Below are 20,504 nucleotides of genomic sequence, written 5' to 3' on the forward strand. Positions count from 1 at the left end.
CAATTCCAGGTGAAATAATCATAATTAATATATTATTATACCTTGACTTTCGTCGCAATATATAGTATATGATTTTTCTGTTGCGGGGAACATCTTTAATCTATTTTTTAATTTATCATCCAGTTTTATCTCATCTGGATTATAATAAAATTTTACTCCATTAACTTCATAGCATTCATCATTATTATCGGCCGTTTCAAATGCCTCAATGACCTGTTTTATTCTATCTAAGTCATATTTTTTTATATCATCAATAGATATTTTCGCCAATTCTTTAAAGCGAAAACTACCAAAATTAGACTTTTTAAATGCCTTCTCCCAGCTCCGATGAAAATGATTTATCTCTGACAATTCTTCAGCACTTGCATCACCATATATAGCTATAGTAAGATTTAATGTATCCATTTCTTCTTCCGTAAAATCGTAAGTAATTAAATCGGCATCGGTAACTAAATCCAAACAATTATTTTTATATTCTAATCTCACATCTTCAACAACGGATCCGTGTTCAAATGCATATATAGGATCATCAAATAATACTTTATCATATTTCGCCAAATGGATTAATTGAGCAAAATATAGTAGCTTTTGTAATTTCATATTCCCTTCTAAAGTGTTTCGTGGTGTGTCATAACCAGCTTTAATAAACCATTTTGCATATTCCATAGCATTCACTTAGCACCACCCCCTATATTTTAAAACAATAAATAAAATTTTTGAAAATACATTATATTATATTTTTTGATTAAACTATTCTACAAAAAAAGTTAAATTCCTGCTCTGAAAAAAAATATTTTGTAGGTTTTTTGATTCCTATTATATTATTTTCAATTTTATTGTCAATAATGATAAATATGCTTTTATAAAATGCAATCGCCATATAAAAATAAAAAAATCCCCCGGCCTCAACCGGGGGTTTCATCTTTCATAAACTTTCTTGTGATGGAAACAATAAAATCAGGAGGCGATTTTCATGAACGGAAAAACTACAAGCTGGGTAGTAACTGGTGTCGGTGCGGCAGTGACAGCTTTGGGTTTGGCAACAGGTGGGACGATCGGCGCCGGGATAACCGGATTCGGTTTAGCCCATGTAGTTCTCGGTACATTAGATATGTTTAGACCGAGTGTTCGAAAATAATTGCCTCCATTAGAAAAAAGCCCCCGGAATTCACCCCGGGGGTTTGTCTTTAATCCGCTTTCGCCCTGGCTATATCTACGGCTGTCTCACCGAAGATGTAACCCAAGGCTAGGGTGATTATCTTCCAGTATAGGTCGCTGTCCACGTTCAGCCCCAAGCCTTCGCTGAGAATAATAAAAGCCGCACTTGCTACGGCTACCCAGAATTTACGGGACATGAGTTTTTGTTTTAATGAATTCATTAATCATTACCTCCCCAATAATTTTAAAAGCCTATCAATGAGTACTGCTGTTTCTGCCCTTGTGATAGGCTTGTCAGGATTAAAGTTTCCTTTATCGTCACCTTTGACTATTCCCAGCTTTTCAAGTCTTTCAATGCTGGCACTGGCCCAATGGCCCTGAATATCATTAAACAACGCAGAAACCTCCTTTGATATGAGTAAACTCCCTACATCTTTTTTAAATTGCTCCCACCCAGTTTGGGATGAAGGGAAGCCGAATTGCTTCGCCGTGGCATCATTTACAAAAAACCTGGGGCAATCCTTCCCCGTGACATCATAGTGCCGCCAGAGCCGGTCTATTTCCCAACCGTGGCGCTTTAATATATCTGTTGCTAATTCCACGGTATTTTGATATGTCTTTGTAAAATCGCCATCTGCATTTACACACATCTCGATGCCTAAAGTGCAGTTATTTGGGTAACTGGATAGCTTTTGAAGTGCAGCAGGTTTGTATGTTTTTGCTCCCACATGATAGGCCATCTCGTCTTCAGGGATGCACTGCACTATCTGGTGATCGTCCACGATATAATGAGCACTGGCTGCCACACCGGAATTGAAATAATTTCGATTTGCTACGGCATCAGCCCTGGCATTCAAATTCGCTGTCCAGTGAATTACAAGAGCCTTTGGGACAATTTTTCTCCCAGAGCGACCTTTTACGCCTGGGGTAAGCAACATCTCTTTAAATTGTGCCACGGGTATCGCTCTCCTCATTGATTATTTCTTCTTGCGGCATCGATGGAATATAAGAATACCCATTATAATCTTGGTATTGTTGGTATTGATTAAATAATTGTCGTCTTCCTATATTAGGCCACCCTATACGTTCTATGGCTTGCTTAGCGATGGCTGCCAGGATTGGGTAACTGAGTACAGAAAAGAAATCTACCTGGTTGGCGGATAAGTCTTTAGTCAGGGCCAATTTCACACCCACAAATAAATAAAGCGGCAGCACCGCTAAAATGGTAAGCTCAGCAGTAGTTAGTCCATCAGGATCATTCCAGAATCCTTTCATATATCACCGCCTCGCTCTCTCCAATAGCTCGTCAATTTTTGCTTCCTGGCGAGCCATGGTTACTTGCAGTAATGTTGTAAGATTTTCCAGTGCTTTTGTATTATTCTTCACCACCTCCGCAAGGTCATTTTCGCTCTTTTGCTTCATCCATCGATCAATGAAATACAAAAGCCCTGCGACGGCGAATGTCGCAAGGCCGTATTGTGCCAGCTCTGCTCCCGGCATTGTATTCCTCCTCTCAACTTTAAAAGCCCCGATCATAAGTCAGGGCTTTTGTCTACTTAACTCTTTTAGATACATATAATATTTGGTTATATACTCATCTAATTCTTTACTTTTTCTTATAACTTCCTCGTCAATCCCCTGTTCTTCAACTAAAAGTTCAAGTTCTGCTTTGAGTAGTTCAATATTTTTCAGTAGGATATCAATTTGCTTTTTATTCATTTTAACCACCTCGGATGTAGTTTTCCAAGGTGGCATGAGGTTTTATTCCCGGGCATAAAAAATACGCCTTCTGGCGTGTTGCGCATAATAAGTCTACTACACCATAATTGCGGTTAAAATTTCTTGCTTTTCTTCTTCCGTTAAAGCAGGATATTCTGTTAAAATTTCCCCCGCTGTCCTACCCTCTTCTGCCATGCGGCGCTGGATTACACGGACGAAAATGTTCTTCTTCCATGCAGACATCATGATACGGCACCCCCTAAGATAGCAGCTAGGGCAAGTTCGATGTCGGCGATGCGGTCTTCTATTGTTGGCGGTTGTGGCTGTGGTTCTAGTTCCGGCTCTGGAGCTGGTGTGACGGATATAATATTGCCTTCTGCGTCGGTTGTAAAATCTGCCGGAAGGCGGGTGAGCTGGTCGTATATTTCTTTTGTTACTTCGATTTGCTTGTCTGTTTTGGCGGGGCCACACCCCTTGCTTGTTATTTTGCCATCCTTAATCTCAACAAAATATATCATTACCACACCTCCCAATTAATAGTACAGTTTAGACTAGCGGCTGAAGTGGCATAATTGTGAAATACAATAACGATATTTGAACCATTTATATAAACATCATCTATACCTATAGGTGATGCGCCTGTAACACCTTTGCCTGGCCCGGTGGAAGGATTGCCTACAGCTATACAACCAAGCAGTTCCCTACTCCAAGCACCACCCCTCCAATCAGTCGATGTAACTGTGCCTGTAACAAGTGATTTCATATTATCTGTGCCAAAAAATACCATTATACCAAGGTCACTACTACTAGGATTAATTACAAGATGTCCATGTTTATATGTTCCGCCTAAAGCTATAGTCTTTGTGAGTGTAGAACTCGCTGCTATTGAATCTGTATATGCGACGTTGCCATAGGCTTTTGTGTTATTCATTTTCTCAGCCAATAAGGCATTAACCTCAGATTCTGTATAATACCTTCCATCGTGATCACTTGAAGTCTTATGGGTATTAAGATTCGTTTGAACCGCATCTACAGTAGATTTTATAGCTATATCATCAGATGCAGCTGGTGCAGCCACCTTCGCTCTACCTGAAGCATCACGAGCCATCAAAGTAGAAGCAGTCGCCGCATTTGTTGCGCCATGAGCAGTTGAAGTTAGAGCAGCATGAGTATTCAAATTCGTTTGTACTGCATCTACAGTGTCTTTCCTTGCTATATCATCAGATGCCAAAGGAGCAGCTACTTTAGCCCGACCGTTTACATCACGCATCATAATCTTAGAAGCGGTTGCAGCTGAAGTAGCCCCATGCGGCGCAGTTTCGGCCAAATGTGCAGCAAGGTCTGATGCCAGGGCCAGGTCCGGGTCGTGGGCTTCGTTGCCGTGGACCGTCGGAAGAAAGCTGGAGGGCTTGCCGCTTATATCGTCCCATGTTACTGCGCCGATTTTTTGCCATGTTGTGCCGTTCCATTTTTTCAAACTATGCGGTGTGGTGCTTGTGTCAATCCAGAGGTCATCCACCACTGGGTTAACCGGAGCAGTAGAGCCCTGGATAATATTTTTTTGTGCATTTGCGTCTATAATGTCATAGTTTTCATTGAAGGCCGCCCTGGATACGGTTTCGTTGCCGAGTGGCTTTTTAATACCCAACTTTGGTGTCAATTCCGGCATTAATCGTACACCTCCAATTCTGACCAAGTTAAGTTCAATGCATCAAGCTGATCCCAGGTCCAGAGTTTCTTATCTAGCTCATCCCAGATAAAATAGTTGAACTCATACTTGATTTCTAAATGTGCAGGCACCACCGCACGTACGGCGGCTTTTAGATCGTCCAAATTCGGCGGTACTCCGGTTGTGTCTACAAACTGTATCGTTATAGTGTAAGCAGCATGGTCCTCTACAACGTCGATTGCACCTTTATCATAGGATTCAGTCACCTGCTTGACCACGGATATCGTGGCCGTTCCATAGCCCCTGAGCCTAGAGATAATCTTATCTCGTCTCTCAGATTCTGACTGGTCAGGAGTAATCGGTAAACCCAATTCCTCCTCCCATGTATTCAACCCCCAGGTGGCTGTGCGGACGAAAAACTGGTTTAATGTTTCGTCCAGGGCTTGGCGAAGCTTGTCAAACTCGGTCCCTTCTACCTGGAGAATAGATTTCATCACCCTGCTTGTTTCGTAATAGGAAGGCAAATACCCGAGCATCTCTTTTCCCCTGGTACTGGTTATATCAGTCACGATAGATTCACCGTCCCTATTACGGCCACTTCCTGGTCGCCTATGGTAACGTTGGCCGTGCCACCGTTTACCGTCAAGTTTTGATAATCCGTCACCCCAGGTGTATCCAGTATAGCCTGGCCGATTCTCACATAACGCACGTCGTTATCACTGGTAAAGGCCAGGGATTTAATGTAGGCTGCAATATTATCTTTAACCGCAGCCTTAACGCTATCGGCGTTATAACCCGGCGCAATTGTGAGCGTAGCCGAAACATTTATCAGCACCGCCGTGGCCGGCTCCACGGTTACCCGAGCGCCTACGGGGGCCTTGCCCTCGCCGGTGTCTTTGGAAAAAGTGCTGCGGTAGGCTACCCTGTCAACCCATACGATGGTTGTCGTATCGGTGGTAAAACGTGTTATTCTCAATTCTAACTGGTCTTGGCCGTTCCAATAAAACTCCACAATCTTATCCAAAAAGCTTGTGGCCAGGTCACTGGCCTTCAAGGTTATCACTGCGTCTACCGTTCCGTTTGGACGGGTCTTAGCCCAGGTCGCACCTGATACATTCCATACACCGATTTGAAGTAAGTCGGTTGCTCCAGCTATATTATCTACTTTCATTCTGACCCGTGCCTGCCAAATACCAGGTTGTTGGAGAATAGTCTGCAAGTTAGCATGAGTAATGGTCCCGACGTCCTGAGCATCATATATCATCTTCACGCTGTCGCCGGTATCATCTGTAAGCGTAGTATCTATGCTGGTGCCGTAGCCGCCCAGTGTCATTGTTTCGGCTTCAACCTCATTTATCCAAGGCGGTGCTATATAGTTTTGCACTGCATCGACAAGTTCCGGTTCTGCCGGGACTTTTGAAGTGTTGATTATGCTGATGCTTACTGTGCCAGGGCCGTCTCGGACAGGGATTACTGAAACGCCGCCTACGCCTGGAACCTCCATGGCCCAGTTCACGTAGTCCGCTTTGTTCCCTCCTGCGCTGGGCGAACGCACCCGCTGCAGGTAGCGGGCTAGCAAAGATGCATCATCTTCCTCATCCAACCCTCCAGTGGTGGCCACCGTGTTGTTCACAGATGTAACACCAGAAATAGGTTTAGCTAGCATGACAATTGCTCCAGCAGCTACGTTTCCGCTGGTACCAGCTTCCACAGCTTTAATATCGACAATTGCTGTTCCTCCATCACCAATGGTAACTTCTGCTGTGGTCTCAAAAAATACTGCTGGCGATGTTTCGTTGCTGGCCGTGCTGACCTGCGTTCCAACAGGAATTACCGTCCCGGGTGTGCCGGTGAAGGTGACTTGCCCTGTTGCTTTTACCGCCTCATGCGGCGTAATGCCATGCTCTTCACACCGAAGGCGTAAATATGCTCCAAATGTTGTGGATGCAAACCCTCGACGTAGGACCTCTTGCGCCCAGATGGCGGCAAGGGCAAGCTCGATAGCTGCAGGGGATAGGGCATCCCAGATATATGAACCTTCCGATTTGTCTAGGTCAGAAGGTAAACTGTCTAACATCCGTTGCCTAATTGTTTCTTCAGTTTGGTCGGTCAAATAGTCTGGAAGAGTTGCCATTATATCACCACACTTCCATGCAAGGTTTCAGTTTCACCCCGAACATTTGATACCTCGCAAGTAAAATAAACCGTGTCGCCTTCCCATTGGAAGGTGAAGTTTTCCACTGCCACTGTCCGGGGATCTACCATGAGCGTTTCTGTCACAATTCTTTTTATTTCACTTTCATTTCCTTCCCTGTTTAAGTGCCGCGATATCAGATCATCAAATTCCTGCCCATAATTCCTGGAATAAATAAGATGTTGATACCGTGCAGTCATAAGAGCCTTCCGGCACCATTCAAGCCATGCATCGACATCGGATGTTTCTGCAACTTTGCCGGCAGGTGTTAAAACAAACTCGCCTTTATCAAAATCAAACCTCCAGGATTTTCCAAAAGAAACTTCGCTGGCAGTTTCTACCGTTTCTGGCTGAGCTTGAACTTCTTCTGTTGGAAACAAATTAGGCATTAGGCACCACCCTCGCTATCACAACAAAATCATTTCCACCGTTGACTGGTACTACAAGGACCCTGTCGCCTTCTTTTAAAGGTATTAATTGCTCAGGGACTTTGACCAAGTGTGTATGATTATCACTGCCCCCAGCTTCTGTCATCAGCGTTTCTTGCAATATCAAGTGCTCTGCTATTAAGTAGTCTTGTATTTCATATTTAAACCCGTCAAGTTTAAGCCCGGTTGAGGTTATGGTTCCCAACTCACACAGCACACCGGATAAGGCCCGGGTCGTTTTGTACGATATTCGATTTTCTATGATAGAAGCCAATTCCTTATACGGATCCGGCATAATACCGCCTCCTGACACATAATCCTCACTGGCGAGTTCTAACGTCATATGCCCTGGAGAACCAAGCTCATGCCTCACAGAAGTTACAAGAAGGTCCATGCCATTGAACCGGACTTTATCTCCAGCTCTGATGGTATTTATATCAATAGTTGATACTGGAAATGTTTCCTGGATGCCGGAAAGTAGCTTTTGCCCTGCCGTCTTTGCCTGTGCTGTGCTCTTTATTTTCTCGTCCTGTAAGACCTTTTGCAGTGTGCCATATTTCCCAGTTTCACCTTTGACGATTGCAAGAACTGGGCTTTTTTTATCTTCATCAGCATGGCCTAACACTTTCACCTGGGTTATAGTTCCTTCAAGAGTCCTTTTCTGCCCTGCTTCTTCCTCGGCCTCTAGCACCCACACAGTGCTATTGCTTCCGAGTTTAAGTAATTCCAGGCCATTAGGTGTAAGCCGAGGCCGGTACATCTCTCCCCCTTTGGCTACTGTTTCTTTTAAGTCGGCCTTGATCATGCTCCATATCGGTTGTGCACGGTAAACAGCCTTTGCCAGAACCACACTGGTATCGGCCATGGTTGCCAGGGGTATTCCCCAGTCTGTTGCATATCGTTTCAGCCTCTGTGTAGCTGTCATGCCATTAGGGAACAAGTATTCATCCTCAGACTTGCCAATGTAAATGGTTTTATCATATACCGTTACATCGATATGTTTTTGTCCCCGATTCTTGCTTTCGGTTTCCCATACCACCCCGGGGTGCAATAAATAGACCATGCTTGAGCCGCCAAATGGAATTCCGGATACTCTTATGTCCTGGCCAGGTGATATCCCTGGAAAATCCGGAGTCACTACCATGCGGATTGTAGCCCTGTATGCTATTTCATCCAAAGCATCTTCAAGTGTGATACTTTCTATAAGCTCTCTCAAATAATATTTATTTGCCAGCACTACTTCGTATTGATTTAAACCCGGATTAATCATGCCGGCATCACCAGCTTCATGCCGGCGGCAATGTTATTTGCATCTGGACCTATACTCTTTTTGTTAAGCTCATATATCTGCTTCCACTTTGAGCCATCACCAAAGTTCAGCTTTGCTATTTTCCATAGCGAGTCCCCGGGTTTCACAGCATACACCTTTGGGATTGGCTTTGTATCCGGTCTGCTCCTTTGTGCCGTAGTCGTTGTAAGTCCTGATGATGCTTCTGCCGAGGTCCTAACTTTGATTTCCCGCCACTGCCGCAATGTAAGTTCATAGTATATATCTCCCGGCTCTCCACCGACATAACGGTGTGTTGTTTTGGCAATCAGCACCAATGCATTTACTGACGTTTCGGTGATAATCAACCGCACAGGCTTGCCACCAGTTCTCCAAGTTATGAGTTGGTTCATGGCATCCTCAGGTGTCGGAATATCAGCATATTGGCAGTAGCTTGAATCATATTCCCTTGGGAAAAATGACGAAAAAGAAATCCCCGTCCGTTCATCGCCGGAGGGGAAATCTATATCACCGATGTTTATTATATTCACCGTCTCAATTTTCTTTGAGCCCTCGATAGTTATCTCTTCGGGATTGACAGGGAGATGAAGTTGTGGGCCGGAAGGATCGATGAGGTATATGTCCATTGAATCACCGCCTTTTCAAGGCATAAAATTAGGAGAGGGGCAATCTCTCCTTTAAGCATTGCTTTTTTATATCAGCCTAGCGGCTTATATTTTTTTAAATATGAGCACCTACACCCATAATGTGCCGGTATTTTAGGTAATTTATCAAATTCACTTTTTTTATAAATTTTCTTTTTTCGTTTGCAGATTTTACACATATCATCAGGGTTATTTGGAGGCAAAATTTCAATTCCAATAATATACGGATCATCACTTTCAACAACCTCATAATAAACAGCCTTATTCATAGCCTCTGAACTTTTTGTGTGAATATATATTTTGAGCATTGCTTCTGCAGCTGGATTGTTTTTATCGATTGCAAAAAACTCATCCCCTAAATAGTTGTATGTATCCATTAAATATTCCTTTAATTTAGGGCAGTTAAAAATTTCGTTTGTATTGTTATTTATATAATCTACAACAATATTTTTTCTCATGTAATCTATGCCAGTAATCATACAGGCAATTATAACCGCTTTTAAAATGTTTATATATTCTTCAGTATTTACAACGTCTGAATAACTGAGTTCGTTGAAAGCTATATCAAAACTTCTTTTTTGCTGTTCTGAGAAAAAAGGCCCAGAGCTTGGCACGAATACCAAACTTCTCTCGTAATTAAAATATCTTTCTATCGCAGCATCTATATTGCCTTCTTTGATGAATTTTACTATATCGTCAAACATTTTATTAAAATTCTCTTCTTTTTCTTTTAAATAATTATCTATTCTAGTCCTTAATTCATCAGACAAAGAATAATATAACTTAAAATCGGGATATTTTTTTATTTGTTCCAGGGATAAATTTTCTTTTATTGTTTTAACGAGGTCACCCTTTTTGCCTTTTTTAGGCAAACCATACATATCGAGAATTTTTTTCAGTTCGGCTATAGTCAGCCTCATAAGGGATCCTTCTATATTTTGGTCATTGACATATTTTTTTGATATACATAGTTCTATAAATTGTTTTGGATCGTTAACTTTTTCATTCCAGTATGCCGGTATATCAAATGTCAGGGGTTTATTGTCCATATATTTTAGTAATTCTATTTCAGCATTTGAAAAATCATGTATTGATTTGATTTCTCTTTTATTTTGCCTATTTGTATTGATTTTGCTTTTACTTGAAGTATTTACCATATTTTTAAAAAAGTCTAATATGCTCATAATTAAAACATCATCCTCAAACATATGACACTTTTATACCCGGGAACAAATCATTTGTATTAATCTCAATTTCTTTGGCTAATTCTTGTAACTTATCTATATATTGACAGTCATATCCCAATTAATAAGATGGAACAAGAGTTATATTGATTGAGAACAAGCCAAAAAAAATTAAGATCAAAGATAATAAAACAATAACCGCTTTAAGTGCAGGTTCTTTCCATATCCATCCCTTTACTCCGGCAATTAAACTAAAAATACCTATCAAAAGTACAATAAATTGTATCAAGTTAATCCCCCTTTTTGTATATATATTCGATATTATAAAAATATTTCCTGCTTAATTTGCTATGCCTCATTCTCCAGATGGTTTTTTATTTGTTTTACTATTTGCCACCCTATTTTTAGAGCAAGTGCTTCTTCGTTGAGGTCAAAGTCATTTTTGTATAATTTAATATTTATACCAGGTATAGTCACATTTATATTATTTCCGCCGACAGTCGCTAATGCTGGGGCTATAATGCCTCCCGTAGCATATTGGCGCACCCCAAGTCTTCTGCCAGTTTCTTGCCATAAAGCCAGAGCACGGGGTCTTAATCTTGCTGACAAAGGTATTATGGATTCCGGACCTTCCTCTGCAACAAGGCCAAGATGAGGCCTTTGAAATATACCGCCAAGAGCACGTTTACTTATAGACGTACCTTTATATAGAGCTTTCTCCTCTAATGATAGGCCACCCATACCCGACATTCTCCTATGGAGCTCTTCCTGTTCAATTATTTCACGGTGACTTGACAATGTTTTAAATGCTCTATTTTGTTCTTCATATGCGGCATTTATTTTAGCCTCAGTTATCTGCTTTCCTCGTGTAGTCAGCCATTCCAATATTCTTAGTATTGATGGTGCTGCGGATATCGATATTCCTACAACGATCTTAACCGGTAAAGGCCCGGGTGTTTTTGCACCAATATATGCACCCAATAGCATGGATAATAACGGACTCTCCATTATGGCCGAAGTAGCACCAGTCAAAGTGGCCTTCATAAGTTCTTTTCCTAGTAACGCGCCATATTTTGCCACCGCAGGTACCCCGGTAGCCTGGAACCACTGACCAAATGCCTTTCCAATATCACTCATGACAAAATTTACTTTTCCAGAAAAGTCGAGTCTTTGGAATTCAGGATTATTTATATATCGTGTTTCTATCATATTAAAGGCTTTTTCAAGCCTATCAAGAATTTCATTTCCCGCATCTCTTGCCACTCTCTCCAGTGTATCCCCCCACCGATTCACAACGTCCTCATTCTTAGTAAACATATCAACCAGTCTCTCAAGCCTGGGTTTTACTGCTTTACTCAACCCATCGCCCCAGCGATAAAGGATACTCATATTGAACGTATCTTTTATAGTGCTCCAAAGGCCTAACAATGACCTGGACTGGCGATCCATCATATTGGGGAATCGCTGGTTCATGCCCTCGATTATTGCCGATATGACTTTATTGACGTTTAAACCGGCCTTGCCTATATTATCCATCTGATCAGCAGTGAGCCTGAACTTCTTCTGAATTATGTCATATGCCGGGATACCAAGCTCAGTCAATTGCATTATTTCCTCTGCACTTACCTTGCCTTTGGCCCTCATTTGACCGATGGCTGTTACTGCTCTTTCAATGCCCTCGGGTCCTTTGCCTAGCCCAGCCATGGCGTTCCCGATTGCCGTCATCATCGGTAGAATTTGCTCTGCGCCAAAGCCAAATGCTAGTAGCAACTGACTGCTTTCTTGAAGCTGGGGGAATTCAAAAGGTGTCTTAGCTGCAAATGCCTGGAGATCTCTCAAAAATGCAGTTGCCTTTTCAGCGCTTCCCAGCATAGTTTCAAAGCCTATGCGTGCCTGCTCCATGTTTCCAGCCAGTGCGAGCGGTGCTTTTACAAGCCCGGTAAAAGCTGCGGCTCCTCCCAGGCCGACGCCGATGAGGCCAAGCGGTGACGTTATGGCACTGAATATTTTCTTAGCCGCTCCAGTTACCATATCCTTGGCCTTTATCGTCACTGTCCAGGTCCTTTTCGCCATAGATGTCAACACCGACTGAATTCTCCTTGCCGGGCCAGATATCTTATCATTCAGCTTTGCCGCCGGGCTTATCCTCACCTTATTCAGCATCTGTGCCCGCCTTCTGGCACTTTCCATAAACTTATCCATGGCTTTAAGTTTACCTTTTGTCTGTTCATCTCCGGTCACATCTATAACAATATCAATCCTATAGGCTTCATTTTCTGCCACGCCGCTCCACCTTCTTTCTGGCTTTGTCCTCTGCTTCTATTTCAAGCTCAGTGCATGCCAACAAAAAAAGCTGTTCCCCTCTTGGTAGCTTCCAAAACTCTCCGGGGCGCAGGTGATGCCGCACCCAAATGTTGTGCAGCATACCTGCTAGGCCCCCGGACTTTATGAGTTTTTTACGTCTTCAAGGTCGGTATTAAATCCCGAAAGATCCAGAACAATATCACCCAGCGCCGAAAGTTCCCCGGCCAAAAGACGCCGCTTTATAACTTCCTCCGGTCCCGATGCTTTGTATTTTGCAAGCAACTTTGGGTCGCCCCAGTTTGGTTTGACCGTGGCTGCCGCTATCAGGGCAGTATTAAACTGTTCCTCATCAAAATTCTCAATTACCCTGCCTCTCTTTTCCTTTCTTTCCGTGCACTGCTCCCGGATGTGATATACTTGCTTTCCAGTAAGACCACGGAGAGTAACTGGTATCCCTATTCTCTTCAAAAATACTGTTTTCTCGGGGATAGTGTCGTCATCAAGCAGCTTTTGTAGTATTTCTTCTTCAGTCATCTTCTCAAAATCCATAAAAAATTAACCCCCTTAAGCCTCAATAGGATCCAAAAGCTCATATTCCTCGAATGTGAATGGAATTTCCTCGGTCACTTCTTCTCCAGCCGTCCAGTTGGCAAGCTGAACCCTGTCGGGCATAACATTCATGAGCCGTATTCGTTCATATCCGTATGCCTCCGGGTCATCCAGCTTACTTATGATTTCAAACTTATTGAACTCCCGGCGGATCATGTCGGATGTAACCTTAAACCCGCTCATGGTCCCCGTCCCTTTCTTAGGACCTTTCTTATGTCTCACCCAATCATCACCGGATAAATTCAATTCTCGTTTTTGAATCTCTACATATGCTTCAAGATGATTGAGATTTGTCTGCCATATTCCGTCGACGTAAATCTTACCGTATGAACCTAAAATAACCCTTTCAGCATCAAGAGCCACTTATACCACCCCCTACAGGACCGTGAAGGTCCCGAGTATAATTTCCATGGTGTCGGTGAGCCTGGCCTCATATTTAAGATACACCTGATCAGGCTCAGGAGTAAGCATTGCGTTCGGGCCGTAATAATCCGGATCGAGATATACATCATATCCGGTGGCCTCTATTACCCCAGCCTGGGCAAGCGTCCTCATATACTCCTTGCAAGCGCCGATGAGAGCTAACCGGCCTTCTTCGGTGTTGTTTACTTTGCCGATATAAGCGTCCTCGGCGGTCCTAACCAGGTCGGCATTAATGCTATCCATTACCCTGATAGTGCGGATTTTCTTCCAGGAATTGTTCTGACCTTGACGCAGAGTTACAAGGCTATTTATGCCCCGAAGGACCTTGACCTGCCGTCCATCGTGGAACAGCAGAAGCACCCCGCCATTTACGGCCTGCTCCATCTCACTTCTAGTCCACCGCCTGGTTACATCATCGAAAGGTGTAACCGCATAGGTAGCAGATTCGCTCAGTTTCTGTCCGGCAATAAGGCCGGCTACATATGCTGCTACCTGTGCACTGGAATAACTCACGCCATCCAACTTACCACCTACACCGACATTGACAATGCCTTCATGGTTAAAGCCAGCGCTCCGTGTAGTAGCTTTATTTACGGCATCGGCTGCAGTATCGTCGGCTGCAGAACCACCTAAGACTGCTATGACGCCCTTGCCCTCGCTTCTCACCCGGGAAACCCACGACACAACGCTGGTCTGGATAGCAGAGTCCGCTATGCCGTCCAGTGTCAGCAGGTTAAATTCCTGCGTCTCAAAAGCAGTCAATGCATTCGTATAATCCTGAGCCGCTATAGCAGATATGCCGGAATTTCCGCCGGTAAAAACTTGATCAGACACATCTTTTAGTATTCCTGTCCCTTCGGCCAGTTTTGTTGCGATAATCCATTTATTTTCGGTGTCATTATTTATGGCATCTACCGCCGCCTGGATGGTCCCACTGACAAAGGTAAAGGTTTTAAGAAGTGTAGTGCCTTCATAGAGCTTGATATCTTTTTTTGTACCATCAATTGGGTTTACTTGAACCGTCACTTTGAAATTATTGCCCCTGGCACCTTCATACTTAGCATCAAGCTTCAAGACATTTGCTGGTGTCGCCGCTGTGTCCTGCAAAGTCAAAGTAGCTTTTGCCGCATTCGTATCTGCCAATCGGTAGGCTAAAACCTTCTTTGCTCCTCCTAATAAGGCAAACCGTAGTGTAGTAGAAGCAGTGGCTCCATTTGTTTCATCATTAGTGTAGTTTTCGGTAATCCCGGCTTCGCTGGTTATTTCAACGAATTGCCTGACCGGGCCCCAGTGAGCTTTCACAGGAGCTACGACTATACCCCTGGCACCGGGTTGAATTGCCGCCAGAGCTGCAGCCTGAAAATTGAGATACAGGCCCGGGAGTACCGGCAGTTCGGTCGCACTCCATGTTCCTCCACTCATTTAAACCACCTTCCTCTTAAGAAAGTCGTTAATCAACTTTTTCATTTCATCTACGGTAAACTCTCTTTGCTTATTCCCATGCAGCGCTCCCGCGATGACTTCCGGCTTACAATTGAAAAGAGCTTCCGCATTTTCCAGAAGCTCTTCACGGGAGTACTTGGGCTGGACCTCCGCTGTTTTTTTATCAGCCATTTATATCACCTCAATCATTGATAAATCCTGAATTATGCACACCCATAATGAGCGGTGCATCTTCCGCCGGTCTGTTTGTATTTCTAGCCAGGATTAACGATATTTGCCCTGCGGTTATGGCATCTTGTTGCATATTTGAAGCCATGTTGCTTATTGTCATATACTTTCTGCTCATCGTATCAAGGGGAATTTTGATCGCATTCCCCATCTCCTGTAATATGGTCATAACCCCTGCTATTTGCTCGTTCGGTGTTCTGCCTAAAATATGCCCGGTGAATCTCTTTCTCACTTCAAACATGGCTGTTCCCTTTTCCCTAACCTCAATGTTTGTTATTCTCCACATCACTGCCGGCCTTTTGTAACCCAAGGGCCAGAAGTTTCTATATATGGTCCAATCAACACCCATGACATTAGCTGTCCACAAAGCCAATTTATCAAGCCACGGGTCATCGGCCACTGTTTCCGGCACCGTCACTGGCTGCAGGGCCATTACGGCAAACCGAAGGCCTCGTGTTATGGCATCCCAGTCCTCGTCTACAAAATCATCACCAGCAGTTCCGAGATAGTGGCATGTAAAAACTTCTCCGGCCTGAGTTGTAAGAAGCTGACCATCCAAAGCCCTGATTACTTTTTCGGCCAAAGTATCAACGTTGATAAACGTCGTTCTTGATACATAGGGCCATACTTCGATAATTCTCCTAAAGCCGGTCCATGGAGTTTCTTCCGTATCCATGCCCTGCCGGATGATCAAATATGGTTTTTGAGTCTTTGCCGTAGCTGCATGAGGTTCAAAGCATCCTTTTATTTCCGGTATTTGATTTATCAAATGCTGTCTTATGGCTTCACGCATCATTATTCACTCCACAAATCAAGGACCGACTTTTTAATTCTGCCGATGTGAGTATCTATAGTTGGTCCTATTATCGCATAAGATTTTGTTCCAGGATGATGGACTAATTTTACTGGATGCTTTGCCCCCTGCCAGTATAGGGCCTTCTTTCTATTTGGTCTTATGATATGGGGTGGTGTGCCAGATTCCAGATATCCGCTATACTCCATACCATGCGAAAGATACAAGATAAACTTGTTACCATTTCTCTCTACATCAGAGTGTATACTCTGTCTTGCATGGCCAGTTCTATCTCGCCAGGCGGCGTGCTCTTTTGCATAGCCTTCCATTGTTCCCGCCCATTCCTGCAGTAGTCCATACATCTCAGCTTTCTTTCGCTCAATAAACTCTATTGCTCCATCGCCCAGTGCCATTTCAGCTCACCTTCTCCAGGTCGGCTTGGTATCCTACCAATTGCCCCTGCACATACTGAGGATAAACCGCTTTAATGATGAAATGCCCCACAGGTGTATCAAATTCATCCAGTACGTTAGGCCCCGCCTTTATATCGGCATTATAATCAGCCAATAAGCCCCAACCTTTATCAATTTGCTTCGTTCCTGCCAGTGTTGAAACATCAAGCGGTACTCTATTCCCTTCTGTAAAAATTCTTACCGCAAAGGGACCCTTTGTGCTTTTTACCTCATTAAAATAACCACCCATATCGACCTTCTCGGTTCGCTGGATGGTTATTGTCACCGGATTCTGCTGAATTGCCCATGCAACATGCTGCCGCCGAAGGCTAATCAAATCCATATCACAGCACCTCCGGCGGTGTAATCCTCAATATCATGCTCCCCATACCGCTGGCAGCCATACGGCTATAGGTTTCGGCCATCTTAAGAGCTGCATTTATAGCCGTCGTCAAATTAACAACTTTATATGTTTCTTCTCCAACTGAATACTGTTCAATCTGCCCTAGCTCCTGTTGAAGCATTCCGGCTTTCATTGTCCAACCGGCAGTTGCAGCAGAATAAATATTTACAGCTTCTATAAGCAGTGTATCAAGGTCTGCATTCAGGAACCTCGTGTCTGTTTCACTTCCGCCTTGTGGTATTACCTCGTTTAGGAGTTTCCTTAGCCTTGTTCTTAGTTCCGGCGTCGGCGTCATTGTTTATCACCGCCTTGAATTTAGGGCAATTATTATCAAGCTCTATAGATTCAGCAGTCCATTTCCTTGCTTGAAGGTCTTGATGGCATTTCATTGCTGGCAGCATAGAAAGGTCAGCGCCCGGCACCCACGGATACCGGGCGCAATCTTTACATTTTGCCATTCATATCACCCGCTTTAACTGGGCAGAGTTAATTCTTCCACAGAATTTGCGGGAGAAGCCACCACGCCCCGCCTTGCCCTGCCTACTATGGCATCCTCAACAAGCCTGGTTATATCCGCGCCACCGGCATCTATACGCAGGTCATGCTTCACTAGTTCACGGAAGTATTTCTGCGGCTCGATGAGATATGCCTTACCGGAATCTACTCCGGGATATTCATATGACTTTTCACCAACAACTGTGCTCCATCCATCGTAGAATATGAGAGTGTCAATCTGGCTGATAGCGGGATACACGGTTCCGCCAATCTGCATCCTCTGCAAGCATTCTTCTATATCCCACCGTCGGGAGCTGTGAGCAAAAAGTACCGTAGGCCGTCTGGGAGCACCAGTATCGGTGTTTTTATCCTGACTTGCATGTATCAGCCCGGCCTTAATTGTATTGCGGAGTTTCTCCAGCAAAGTCGCACCAGTAGTATCAGCTGCGGTTTTATTTTTAGCCGGATAGTTATAGCTCAATATAGGATATAAATGAATGTGGTTCAGCAATGCATTATAGGCTTCACCCATGGCCCTGTTGGCCTCGGTTATCTGCCATGTTTTATCATATTCAATCATATCCTCTGTCCACTGCAGCCCAGCAGCGTAGGTTATGATAGGTACTGTGTCTTTTAGGCCTACTTTTCTGGAGCCAAATTTGACTTCCTCAAGCTCCATATGTTCCAGGAATACCACCTGGGCATATGTGAAGGGTGCTATGTCAACATACTCTGAAAAATTTGGATCCTCCATTCTGCGGTATATAGGCCCATATAGCAGTGGCACCGCCTCGCGGCCAAGTTCAAGGTCAATGACGGTCTTCTGAACTATGCTGTCAAGCCCAGCTGGTGTGGTGAGCATTTCGCCAACGGGTTTGGAAAACTCCAGTACCTCCATTTCCCCGTTGACCATCTTTTTGGTTACAGTCTTCATTTCGCCATTGATGAAATATGGGACCTTTTCTTCGATGGTCTTCTTGCGTCTTTCTTCTTTTAACGTTTCAATGCTAATTATCTTCATTCATTCCACCTCCATTAAGCATGTGCCTGGACCTGCGGTCCAAGTATAAACCAGATTACATTGTTAGCATCTTTGGCAACTGTAACTCTGCCCACAGGTCTATTCTGTGGATTGCCGCTGGCGTCAGGATTAGCCTGCGTAGTAAGTAGCTTTGTCGTTGCATTCCAGTAAACTTTATCGCCCTTATTAAATGCATCGGTGGTTGTAATCTGTGATGTTTCATATTCGGCCTGCTCTATATTGAGCACTACCTGTGCAGTCTGGCCTATTGCTGTGGTTACCGATTGGACTGCCAAGCCAAAGAAGCCATCCAGTTCATAGAATTTACCCTGCTCTATCGTGGTATTTTCGGGCACCATAACTTTAACGGAAAGCCCATCACTTATTTTTCTTCCCATGATTCATTACCTCCTCAATGCAAAATTTTAACCGCTATATTAGCAGTTATTGGATGTTGGGATATTATTTGATGTCCTGACTTCTGCGGTGGCCTATTTGAGATTATCCCTTGATGAGACACTGCTTTTGGAGCAAAGGTCCCATTGCTTTTCTGGCTCACAAAAGTTTGTGACTGAGGATTGAACCTTACTATGCTCATATGGCCACCTTCTTGGTCCTAAGTAAGCCATTGGGTTTTGGTTCACCATTGCCAGCACCTGCACCTGCTGGTTTATCAATGTACAGCTTGCTGAATGCATCTTTCAAGGTCTCATCTTTGAGTAATGCGTCTATTTCTCCAGCTATTTGTTCCTTCGTTGCATTATCCGCTACATGAAGCATTTTCTTAATCAAGCCTTGCGCCATTTCGCCAGCAATCTTATCCTTGATGACTTCATCGATGAGTTTTTCGTGTTCTGCCTTCGTCTTCTCATCCAGAGCTTTTTTGGCTTCTCCAGCTACCTTAATTATGTCCATCTCGCCGGATACTCCCAAAGCCTCTTTAACTTTGCCCAGGGTTTCTTTTGCCTCCAAGGCCTCTTTAATTTCTTTCATTTCTCCGGCTAATTCCTGGGTTGTAAAGCCCATTTCACCTACTACTTGATTCAAAGTCACATCTTTATTCGTCAGCATCTGTTTAAGCTGTGCGATTAACTCTCTCCAATTCATTTTTACACCTCCATTATTGTTTATAATTTCATCCATCTCGCCTATAGCCACCACTGCTGTAGGCATTCCTGCCCTACCTAGCGGTGTCCAGTCAATGCTTAGTGGCTGATAATCAACCACCTGAGTTTCCCCTGCTACCTGTTGAAGTTTTGGAAGGCCGAAAATACTCACAGTGCGGACTACATTGGATTTTATCCATCGCTTTAGGTCTGCCGCCGCCTTATCAACCACACCTCTGAAATATGCTTTGTTCGTAAAAGGGTCCCATTTAGCACCTACCCAATGCGTTACTGGTGTCGGGAATTGATGATCCACATCTTCTGGCTTTTGATGCCCTAAAAATCCAGGAAGACCTTGAGACATGACCTCGCCTACAATAGCCTGGAGTGCTTCTGGGCGGTAGTTCCATCCTCTTTTGCTCTTACCTGCAGGAATTTCGACTACAATCTCAAGAGGCTCTGTGTCTCCAGCTTTGAGAGTATCAAGATTAGCCCATGGTGCCAGTGGTATATCTTCAACTTTAATTTCACCACATATCATGGCCTGCACTGCTACCATTTCACCGGCAAGACTTTCAGGCACCGGCATTTCCAACTCCCTGTAGTGACGGAGCAGGTGACGCCTGACCTGAGCTTTTTGCTCTGGAGTGAGGTTTGGCTCGCTTCTGGCACCCGACAATGCTGCAGCTGCAGCTATAAGGCCAGAACGGTTTAGGACAATTGTTCCGTCTTCTCTTATTTCGTGGTGAGGTCCCCAGCAATCGGCTTGGGTAAGGTCTTTGTTCACTTCTGCTTTAATTACAGCATAGACTTCTTTTACAGCCTCTGTTATCCCTTCGGCTCCTTCGGCTATCCCCTGTTTTAGAATTTGCCATATCCGGCCTTTATCTACATCTCCCCAGGATGCATTTGAGACAGACTTTGATATTGTAAACTTCACTTT

Annotated in this window: 29 protein-coding genes; 1 reads left to right on the forward strand and 28 read right to left on the reverse strand. The window is 43.9% G+C overall.

The window, feature by feature from the left end; all coding sequences use genetic code 11:
* Window positions 1–24: 24 nt before the first annotated feature.
* On the reverse strand, window positions 25–666 hold the full coding sequence (locus tag D2962_RS09360) for a Panacea domain-containing protein (protein ID WP_245985063.1): 642 nt from the start codon (window positions 664–666) through the stop codon (window positions 25–27).
* Between the two features lie 307 nt (window positions 667–973).
* Between D2962_RS09360 and D2962_RS17550 the strand changes: the two genes are divergently transcribed.
* Window positions 974–1,138: a hypothetical protein gene (locus D2962_RS17550; protein WP_162991174.1), complete on the forward strand. Its 165-nt coding sequence runs from the start codon at window positions 974–976 to the stop codon at window positions 1,136–1,138.
* A 49-nt stretch (window positions 1,139–1,187) separates the two neighbouring features.
* On the opposite strand, the gene D2962_RS09365 is transcribed toward D2962_RS17550, so the two are convergent.
* The 27 genes from D2962_RS09365 to D2962_RS09495 all read right to left on the reverse strand — a co-directional run bounded on the left by D2962_RS09365 (window position 1,188) and on the right by D2962_RS09495 (window position 20,501).
* Window positions 1,188–1,379, reverse strand: coding sequence for a hypothetical protein (locus D2962_RS09365; RefSeq protein WP_122014808.1), 192 nt, complete (start codon window positions 1,377–1,379; stop codon window positions 1,188–1,190).
* A gap of 6 nt (window positions 1,380–1,385) precedes the next feature.
* On the reverse strand, window positions 1,386–2,114 hold the full coding sequence (locus D2962_RS09370) for an N-acetylmuramoyl-L-alanine amidase (RefSeq protein WP_122014809.1): 729 nt from the start codon (window positions 2,112–2,114) through the stop codon (window positions 1,386–1,388).
* Window positions 2,101–2,433, reverse strand: coding sequence for a hypothetical protein (locus D2962_RS09375; RefSeq protein WP_122014810.1), 333 nt, complete (start codon window positions 2,431–2,433; stop codon window positions 2,101–2,103). Before D2962_RS09375 ends, D2962_RS09370 begins: the two co-directional genes overlap by 14 nt.
* Before the next feature lie 3 nt (window positions 2,434–2,436).
* Window positions 2,437–2,658: a hypothetical protein gene (locus D2962_RS09380; RefSeq protein WP_122014811.1), complete on the reverse strand. Its 222-nt coding sequence runs from the start codon at window positions 2,656–2,658 to the stop codon at window positions 2,437–2,439.
* 39 nt (window positions 2,659–2,697) lie between these two features.
* The gene (locus D2962_RS09385; RefSeq protein WP_162991175.1) at window positions 2,698–2,877 is read right to left on the reverse strand and encodes a Spo0E family sporulation regulatory protein-aspartic acid phosphatase; all 180 of its coding nucleotides are present in this window, start codon (window positions 2,875–2,877) and stop codon (window positions 2,698–2,700) included.
* Window positions 2,878–2,973: 96 nt separating this feature from the next.
* Window positions 2,974–3,123, reverse strand: a complete 150-nt coding sequence (locus D2962_RS17555; RefSeq protein WP_162991150.1) for a hypothetical protein — start codon at window positions 3,121–3,123, stop codon at window positions 2,974–2,976.
* Window positions 3,120–3,395: a hypothetical protein gene (locus tag D2962_RS09390; protein WP_122014673.1), complete on the reverse strand. Its 276-nt coding sequence runs from the start codon at window positions 3,393–3,395 to the stop codon at window positions 3,120–3,122. The genes D2962_RS17555 and D2962_RS09390 overlap by 4 nt, the downstream gene beginning before the upstream one ends.
* A complete protein-coding gene (locus tag D2962_RS09395; RefSeq protein ID WP_122014813.1) occupies window positions 3,395–4,546 on the reverse strand; it encodes a hypothetical protein in 1,152 nt (383 codons plus the stop codon). The genes D2962_RS09390 and D2962_RS09395 overlap by 1 nt, the downstream gene beginning before the upstream one ends.
* A complete protein-coding gene (locus D2962_RS09400; RefSeq protein ID WP_122014814.1) occupies window positions 4,546–5,115 on the reverse strand; it encodes a YmfQ family protein in 570 nt (189 codons plus the stop codon). Before D2962_RS09400 ends, D2962_RS09395 begins: the two co-directional genes overlap by 1 nt.
* Window positions 5,112–6,680, reverse strand: coding sequence for a baseplate J/gp47 family protein (locus D2962_RS09405; protein WP_122014815.1), 1,569 nt, complete (start codon window positions 6,678–6,680; stop codon window positions 5,112–5,114). The genes D2962_RS09400 and D2962_RS09405 overlap by 4 nt, the downstream gene beginning before the upstream one ends.
* On the reverse strand, window positions 6,680–7,129 hold the full coding sequence (locus tag D2962_RS09410) for a DUF2634 domain-containing protein (protein ID WP_122014816.1): 450 nt from the start codon (window positions 7,127–7,129) through the stop codon (window positions 6,680–6,682). Before D2962_RS09410 ends, D2962_RS09405 begins: the two co-directional genes overlap by 1 nt.
* Window positions 7,122–8,438 carry an XkdQ/YqbQ family protein gene (locus D2962_RS09420; RefSeq protein WP_222927492.1) on the reverse strand — a complete coding sequence of 439 codons (1,317 nt, stop codon included), beginning with the start codon at window positions 8,436–8,438 and terminating at the stop codon, window positions 7,122–7,124. The genes D2962_RS09410 and D2962_RS09420 overlap by 8 nt, the downstream gene beginning before the upstream one ends.
* Window positions 8,435–9,082 (reverse strand): LysM peptidoglycan-binding domain-containing protein, encoded by a 648-nt coding sequence (locus D2962_RS09425; protein WP_122014817.1) that lies wholly within the window; start codon window positions 9,080–9,082, stop codon window positions 8,435–8,437. Before D2962_RS09425 ends, D2962_RS09420 begins: the two co-directional genes overlap by 4 nt.
* Before the next feature lie 71 nt (window positions 9,083–9,153).
* Window positions 9,154–10,284 (reverse strand): SAP domain-containing protein, encoded by a 1,131-nt coding sequence (locus D2962_RS09430; RefSeq protein WP_162991176.1) that lies wholly within the window; start codon window positions 10,282–10,284, stop codon window positions 9,154–9,156.
* Between the two features lie 348 nt (window positions 10,285–10,632).
* Window positions 10,633–12,567, reverse strand: coding sequence for a tape measure protein (locus D2962_RS09435; RefSeq protein ID WP_122014819.1), 1,935 nt, complete (start codon window positions 12,565–12,567; stop codon window positions 10,633–10,635).
* The gene (locus tag D2962_RS17560; RefSeq protein WP_162991177.1) at window positions 12,554–12,709 is read right to left on the reverse strand and encodes a hypothetical protein; all 156 of its coding nucleotides are present in this window, start codon (window positions 12,707–12,709) and stop codon (window positions 12,554–12,556) included. Before D2962_RS17560 ends, D2962_RS09435 begins: the two co-directional genes overlap by 14 nt.
* Window positions 12,710–12,729: 20 nt before the next feature.
* Window positions 12,730–13,137: a phage tail assembly chaperone gene (locus tag D2962_RS09440; RefSeq protein WP_122014820.1), complete on the reverse strand. Its 408-nt coding sequence runs from the start codon at window positions 13,135–13,137 to the stop codon at window positions 12,730–12,732.
* 15 nt (window positions 13,138–13,152) lie between these two features.
* Window positions 13,153–13,560 (reverse strand): phage tail tube protein, encoded by a 408-nt coding sequence (locus tag D2962_RS09445; protein ID WP_122014821.1) that lies wholly within the window; start codon window positions 13,558–13,560, stop codon window positions 13,153–13,155.
* 12 nt (window positions 13,561–13,572) lie between these two features.
* Window positions 13,573–15,042 (reverse strand): phage tail sheath family protein, encoded by a 1,470-nt coding sequence (locus D2962_RS09450; RefSeq protein WP_122014822.1) that lies wholly within the window; start codon window positions 15,040–15,042, stop codon window positions 13,573–13,575.
* A complete protein-coding gene (locus tag D2962_RS09455) occupies window positions 15,043–15,234 on the reverse strand; it encodes a YqzN/YkzM domain-containing protein (protein ID WP_122014823.1) in 192 nt (63 codons plus the stop codon).
* A 10-nt stretch (window positions 15,235–15,244) separates the two neighbouring features.
* Window positions 15,245–16,087 carry a hypothetical protein gene (locus tag D2962_RS09460; RefSeq protein WP_222927493.1) on the reverse strand — a complete coding sequence of 281 codons (843 nt, stop codon included), beginning with the start codon at window positions 16,085–16,087 and terminating at the stop codon, window positions 15,245–15,247.
* Complete coding sequence (locus tag D2962_RS09465; RefSeq protein WP_122014825.1) at window positions 16,087–16,497, reverse strand: HK97 gp10 family phage protein; 411 nt, start codon at window positions 16,495–16,497, stop codon at window positions 16,087–16,089. Before D2962_RS09465 ends, D2962_RS09460 begins: the two co-directional genes overlap by 1 nt.
* Before the next feature lies 1 nt (window position 16,498).
* Window positions 16,499–16,879 carry a hypothetical protein gene (locus D2962_RS09470; protein ID WP_122014826.1) on the reverse strand — a complete coding sequence of 127 codons (381 nt, stop codon included), beginning with the start codon at window positions 16,877–16,879 and terminating at the stop codon, window positions 16,499–16,501.
* A 1-nt stretch (window position 16,880) separates the two neighbouring features.
* Window positions 16,881–17,234, reverse strand: coding sequence for a hypothetical protein (locus D2962_RS09475; protein ID WP_122014827.1), 354 nt, complete (start codon window positions 17,232–17,234; stop codon window positions 16,881–16,883).
* Window positions 17,235–17,411: 177 nt separating this feature from the next.
* Entirely contained in the window at window positions 17,412–18,455 is a 1,044-nt protein-coding gene (locus D2962_RS09480) for a phage major capsid protein (protein WP_122014828.1), read from the reverse strand.
* Between the two features lie 14 nt (window positions 18,456–18,469).
* Window positions 18,470–18,853 (reverse strand): DUF2190 family protein, encoded by a 384-nt coding sequence (locus tag D2962_RS09485; RefSeq protein ID WP_122014829.1) that lies wholly within the window; start codon window positions 18,851–18,853, stop codon window positions 18,470–18,472.
* A 196-nt stretch (window positions 18,854–19,049) separates the two neighbouring features.
* The gene (locus D2962_RS09495; protein WP_122014831.1) at window positions 19,050–20,501 is read right to left on the reverse strand and encodes a hypothetical protein; all 1,452 of its coding nucleotides are present in this window, start codon (window positions 20,499–20,501) and stop codon (window positions 19,050–19,052) included.
* Window positions 20,502–20,504 lie beyond the last annotated feature (3 nt).

Origin of the sequence: Biomaibacter acetigenes (assembly GCF_003691585.1) — a bacterium.
GTDB classification, from domain to species: Bacteria; Bacillota; Thermosediminibacteria; order Thermosediminibacterales; family Tepidanaerobacteraceae; genus Biomaibacter; species Biomaibacter acetigenes.

Coding starts and splice junctions, on each gene's coding strand:
- D2962_RS09425 (WP_122014817.1), bottom strand. CDS start 9,082: ATGGACATATACCTCATCGATCCTTCCGGCCCACAACTTCATCTCCCT.
- D2962_RS17555 (WP_162991150.1), bottom strand. CDS start 3,123: ATGATGTCTGCATGGAAGAAGAACATTTTCGTCCGTGTAATCCAGCGC.
- D2962_RS09450 (WP_122014822.1), bottom strand. CDS start 15,042: ATGAGTGGAGGAACATGGAGTGCGACCGAACTGCCGGTACTCCCGGGC.
- D2962_RS09380 (WP_122014811.1), bottom strand. CDS start 2,658: ATGCCGGGAGCAGAGCTGGCACAATACGGCCTTGCGACATTCGCCGTC.
- D2962_RS09390 (WP_122014673.1), bottom strand. CDS start 3,395: ATGATATATTTTGTTGAGATTAAGGATGGCAAAATAACAAGCAAGGGG.
- D2962_RS09410 (WP_122014816.1), bottom strand. CDS start 7,129: ATGCCTAATTTGTTTCCAACAGAAGAAGTTCAAGCTCAGCCAGAAACG.
- D2962_RS09475 (WP_122014827.1), bottom strand. CDS start 17,234: ATGACGCCGACGCCGGAACTAAGAACAAGGCTAAGGAAACTCCTAAAC.
- D2962_RS09470 (WP_122014826.1), bottom strand. CDS start 16,879: ATGGATTTGATTAGCCTTCGGCGGCAGCATGTTGCATGGGCAATTCAG.
- D2962_RS09385 (WP_162991175.1), bottom strand. CDS start 2,877: ATGAATAAAAAGCAAATTGATATCCTACTGAAAAATATTGAACTACTC.
- D2962_RS09440 (WP_122014820.1), bottom strand. CDS start 13,137: ATGGATTTTGAGAAGATGACTGAAGAAGAAATACTACAAAAGCTGCTT.
- D2962_RS09480 (WP_122014828.1), bottom strand. CDS start 18,455: ATGAAGATAATTAGCATTGAAACGTTAAAAGAAGAAAGACGCAAGAAG.
- D2962_RS09460 (WP_222927493.1), bottom strand. CDS start 16,087: ATGATGCGTGAAGCCATAAGACAGCATTTGATAAATCAAATACCGGAA.
- D2962_RS09405 (WP_122014815.1), bottom strand. CDS start 6,680: ATGGCAACTCTTCCAGACTATTTGACCGACCAAACTGAAGAAACAATT.
- D2962_RS09420 (WP_222927492.1), bottom strand. CDS start 8,438: ATGATTAATCCGGGTTTAAATCAATACGAAGTAGTGCTGGCAAATAAA.
- D2962_RS09360 (WP_245985063.1), bottom strand. CDS start 666: ATGGAATATGCAAAATGGTTTATTAAAGCTGGTTATGACACACCACGA.
- D2962_RS09395 (WP_122014813.1), bottom strand. CDS start 4,546: ATGCCGGAATTGACACCAAAGTTGGGTATTAAAAAGCCACTCGGCAAC.
- D2962_RS09455 (WP_122014823.1), bottom strand. CDS start 15,234: ATGGCTGATAAAAAAACAGCGGAGGTCCAGCCCAAGTACTCCCGTGAA.
- D2962_RS09375 (WP_122014810.1), bottom strand. CDS start 2,433: ATGAAAGGATTCTGGAATGATCCTGATGGACTAACTACTGCTGAGCTT.
- D2962_RS09430 (WP_162991176.1), bottom strand. CDS start 10,284: ATGAGCATATTAGACTTTTTTAAAAATATGGTAAATACTTCAAGTAAA.
- D2962_RS17550 (WP_162991174.1), top strand. CDS start 974: ATGAACGGAAAAACTACAAGCTGGGTAGTAACTGGTGTCGGTGCGGCA.
- D2962_RS09485 (WP_122014829.1), bottom strand. CDS start 18,853: ATGGGAAGAAAAATAAGTGATGGGCTTTCCGTTAAAGTTATGGTGCCC.
- D2962_RS17560 (WP_162991177.1), bottom strand. CDS start 12,709: ATGCTGCACAACATTTGGGTGCGGCATCACCTGCGCCCCGGAGAGTTT.
- D2962_RS09465 (WP_122014825.1), bottom strand. CDS start 16,497: ATGGCACTGGGCGATGGAGCAATAGAGTTTATTGAGCGAAAGAAAGCT.
- D2962_RS09365 (WP_122014808.1), bottom strand. CDS start 1,379: ATGAATTCATTAAAACAAAAACTCATGTCCCGTAAATTCTGGGTAGCC.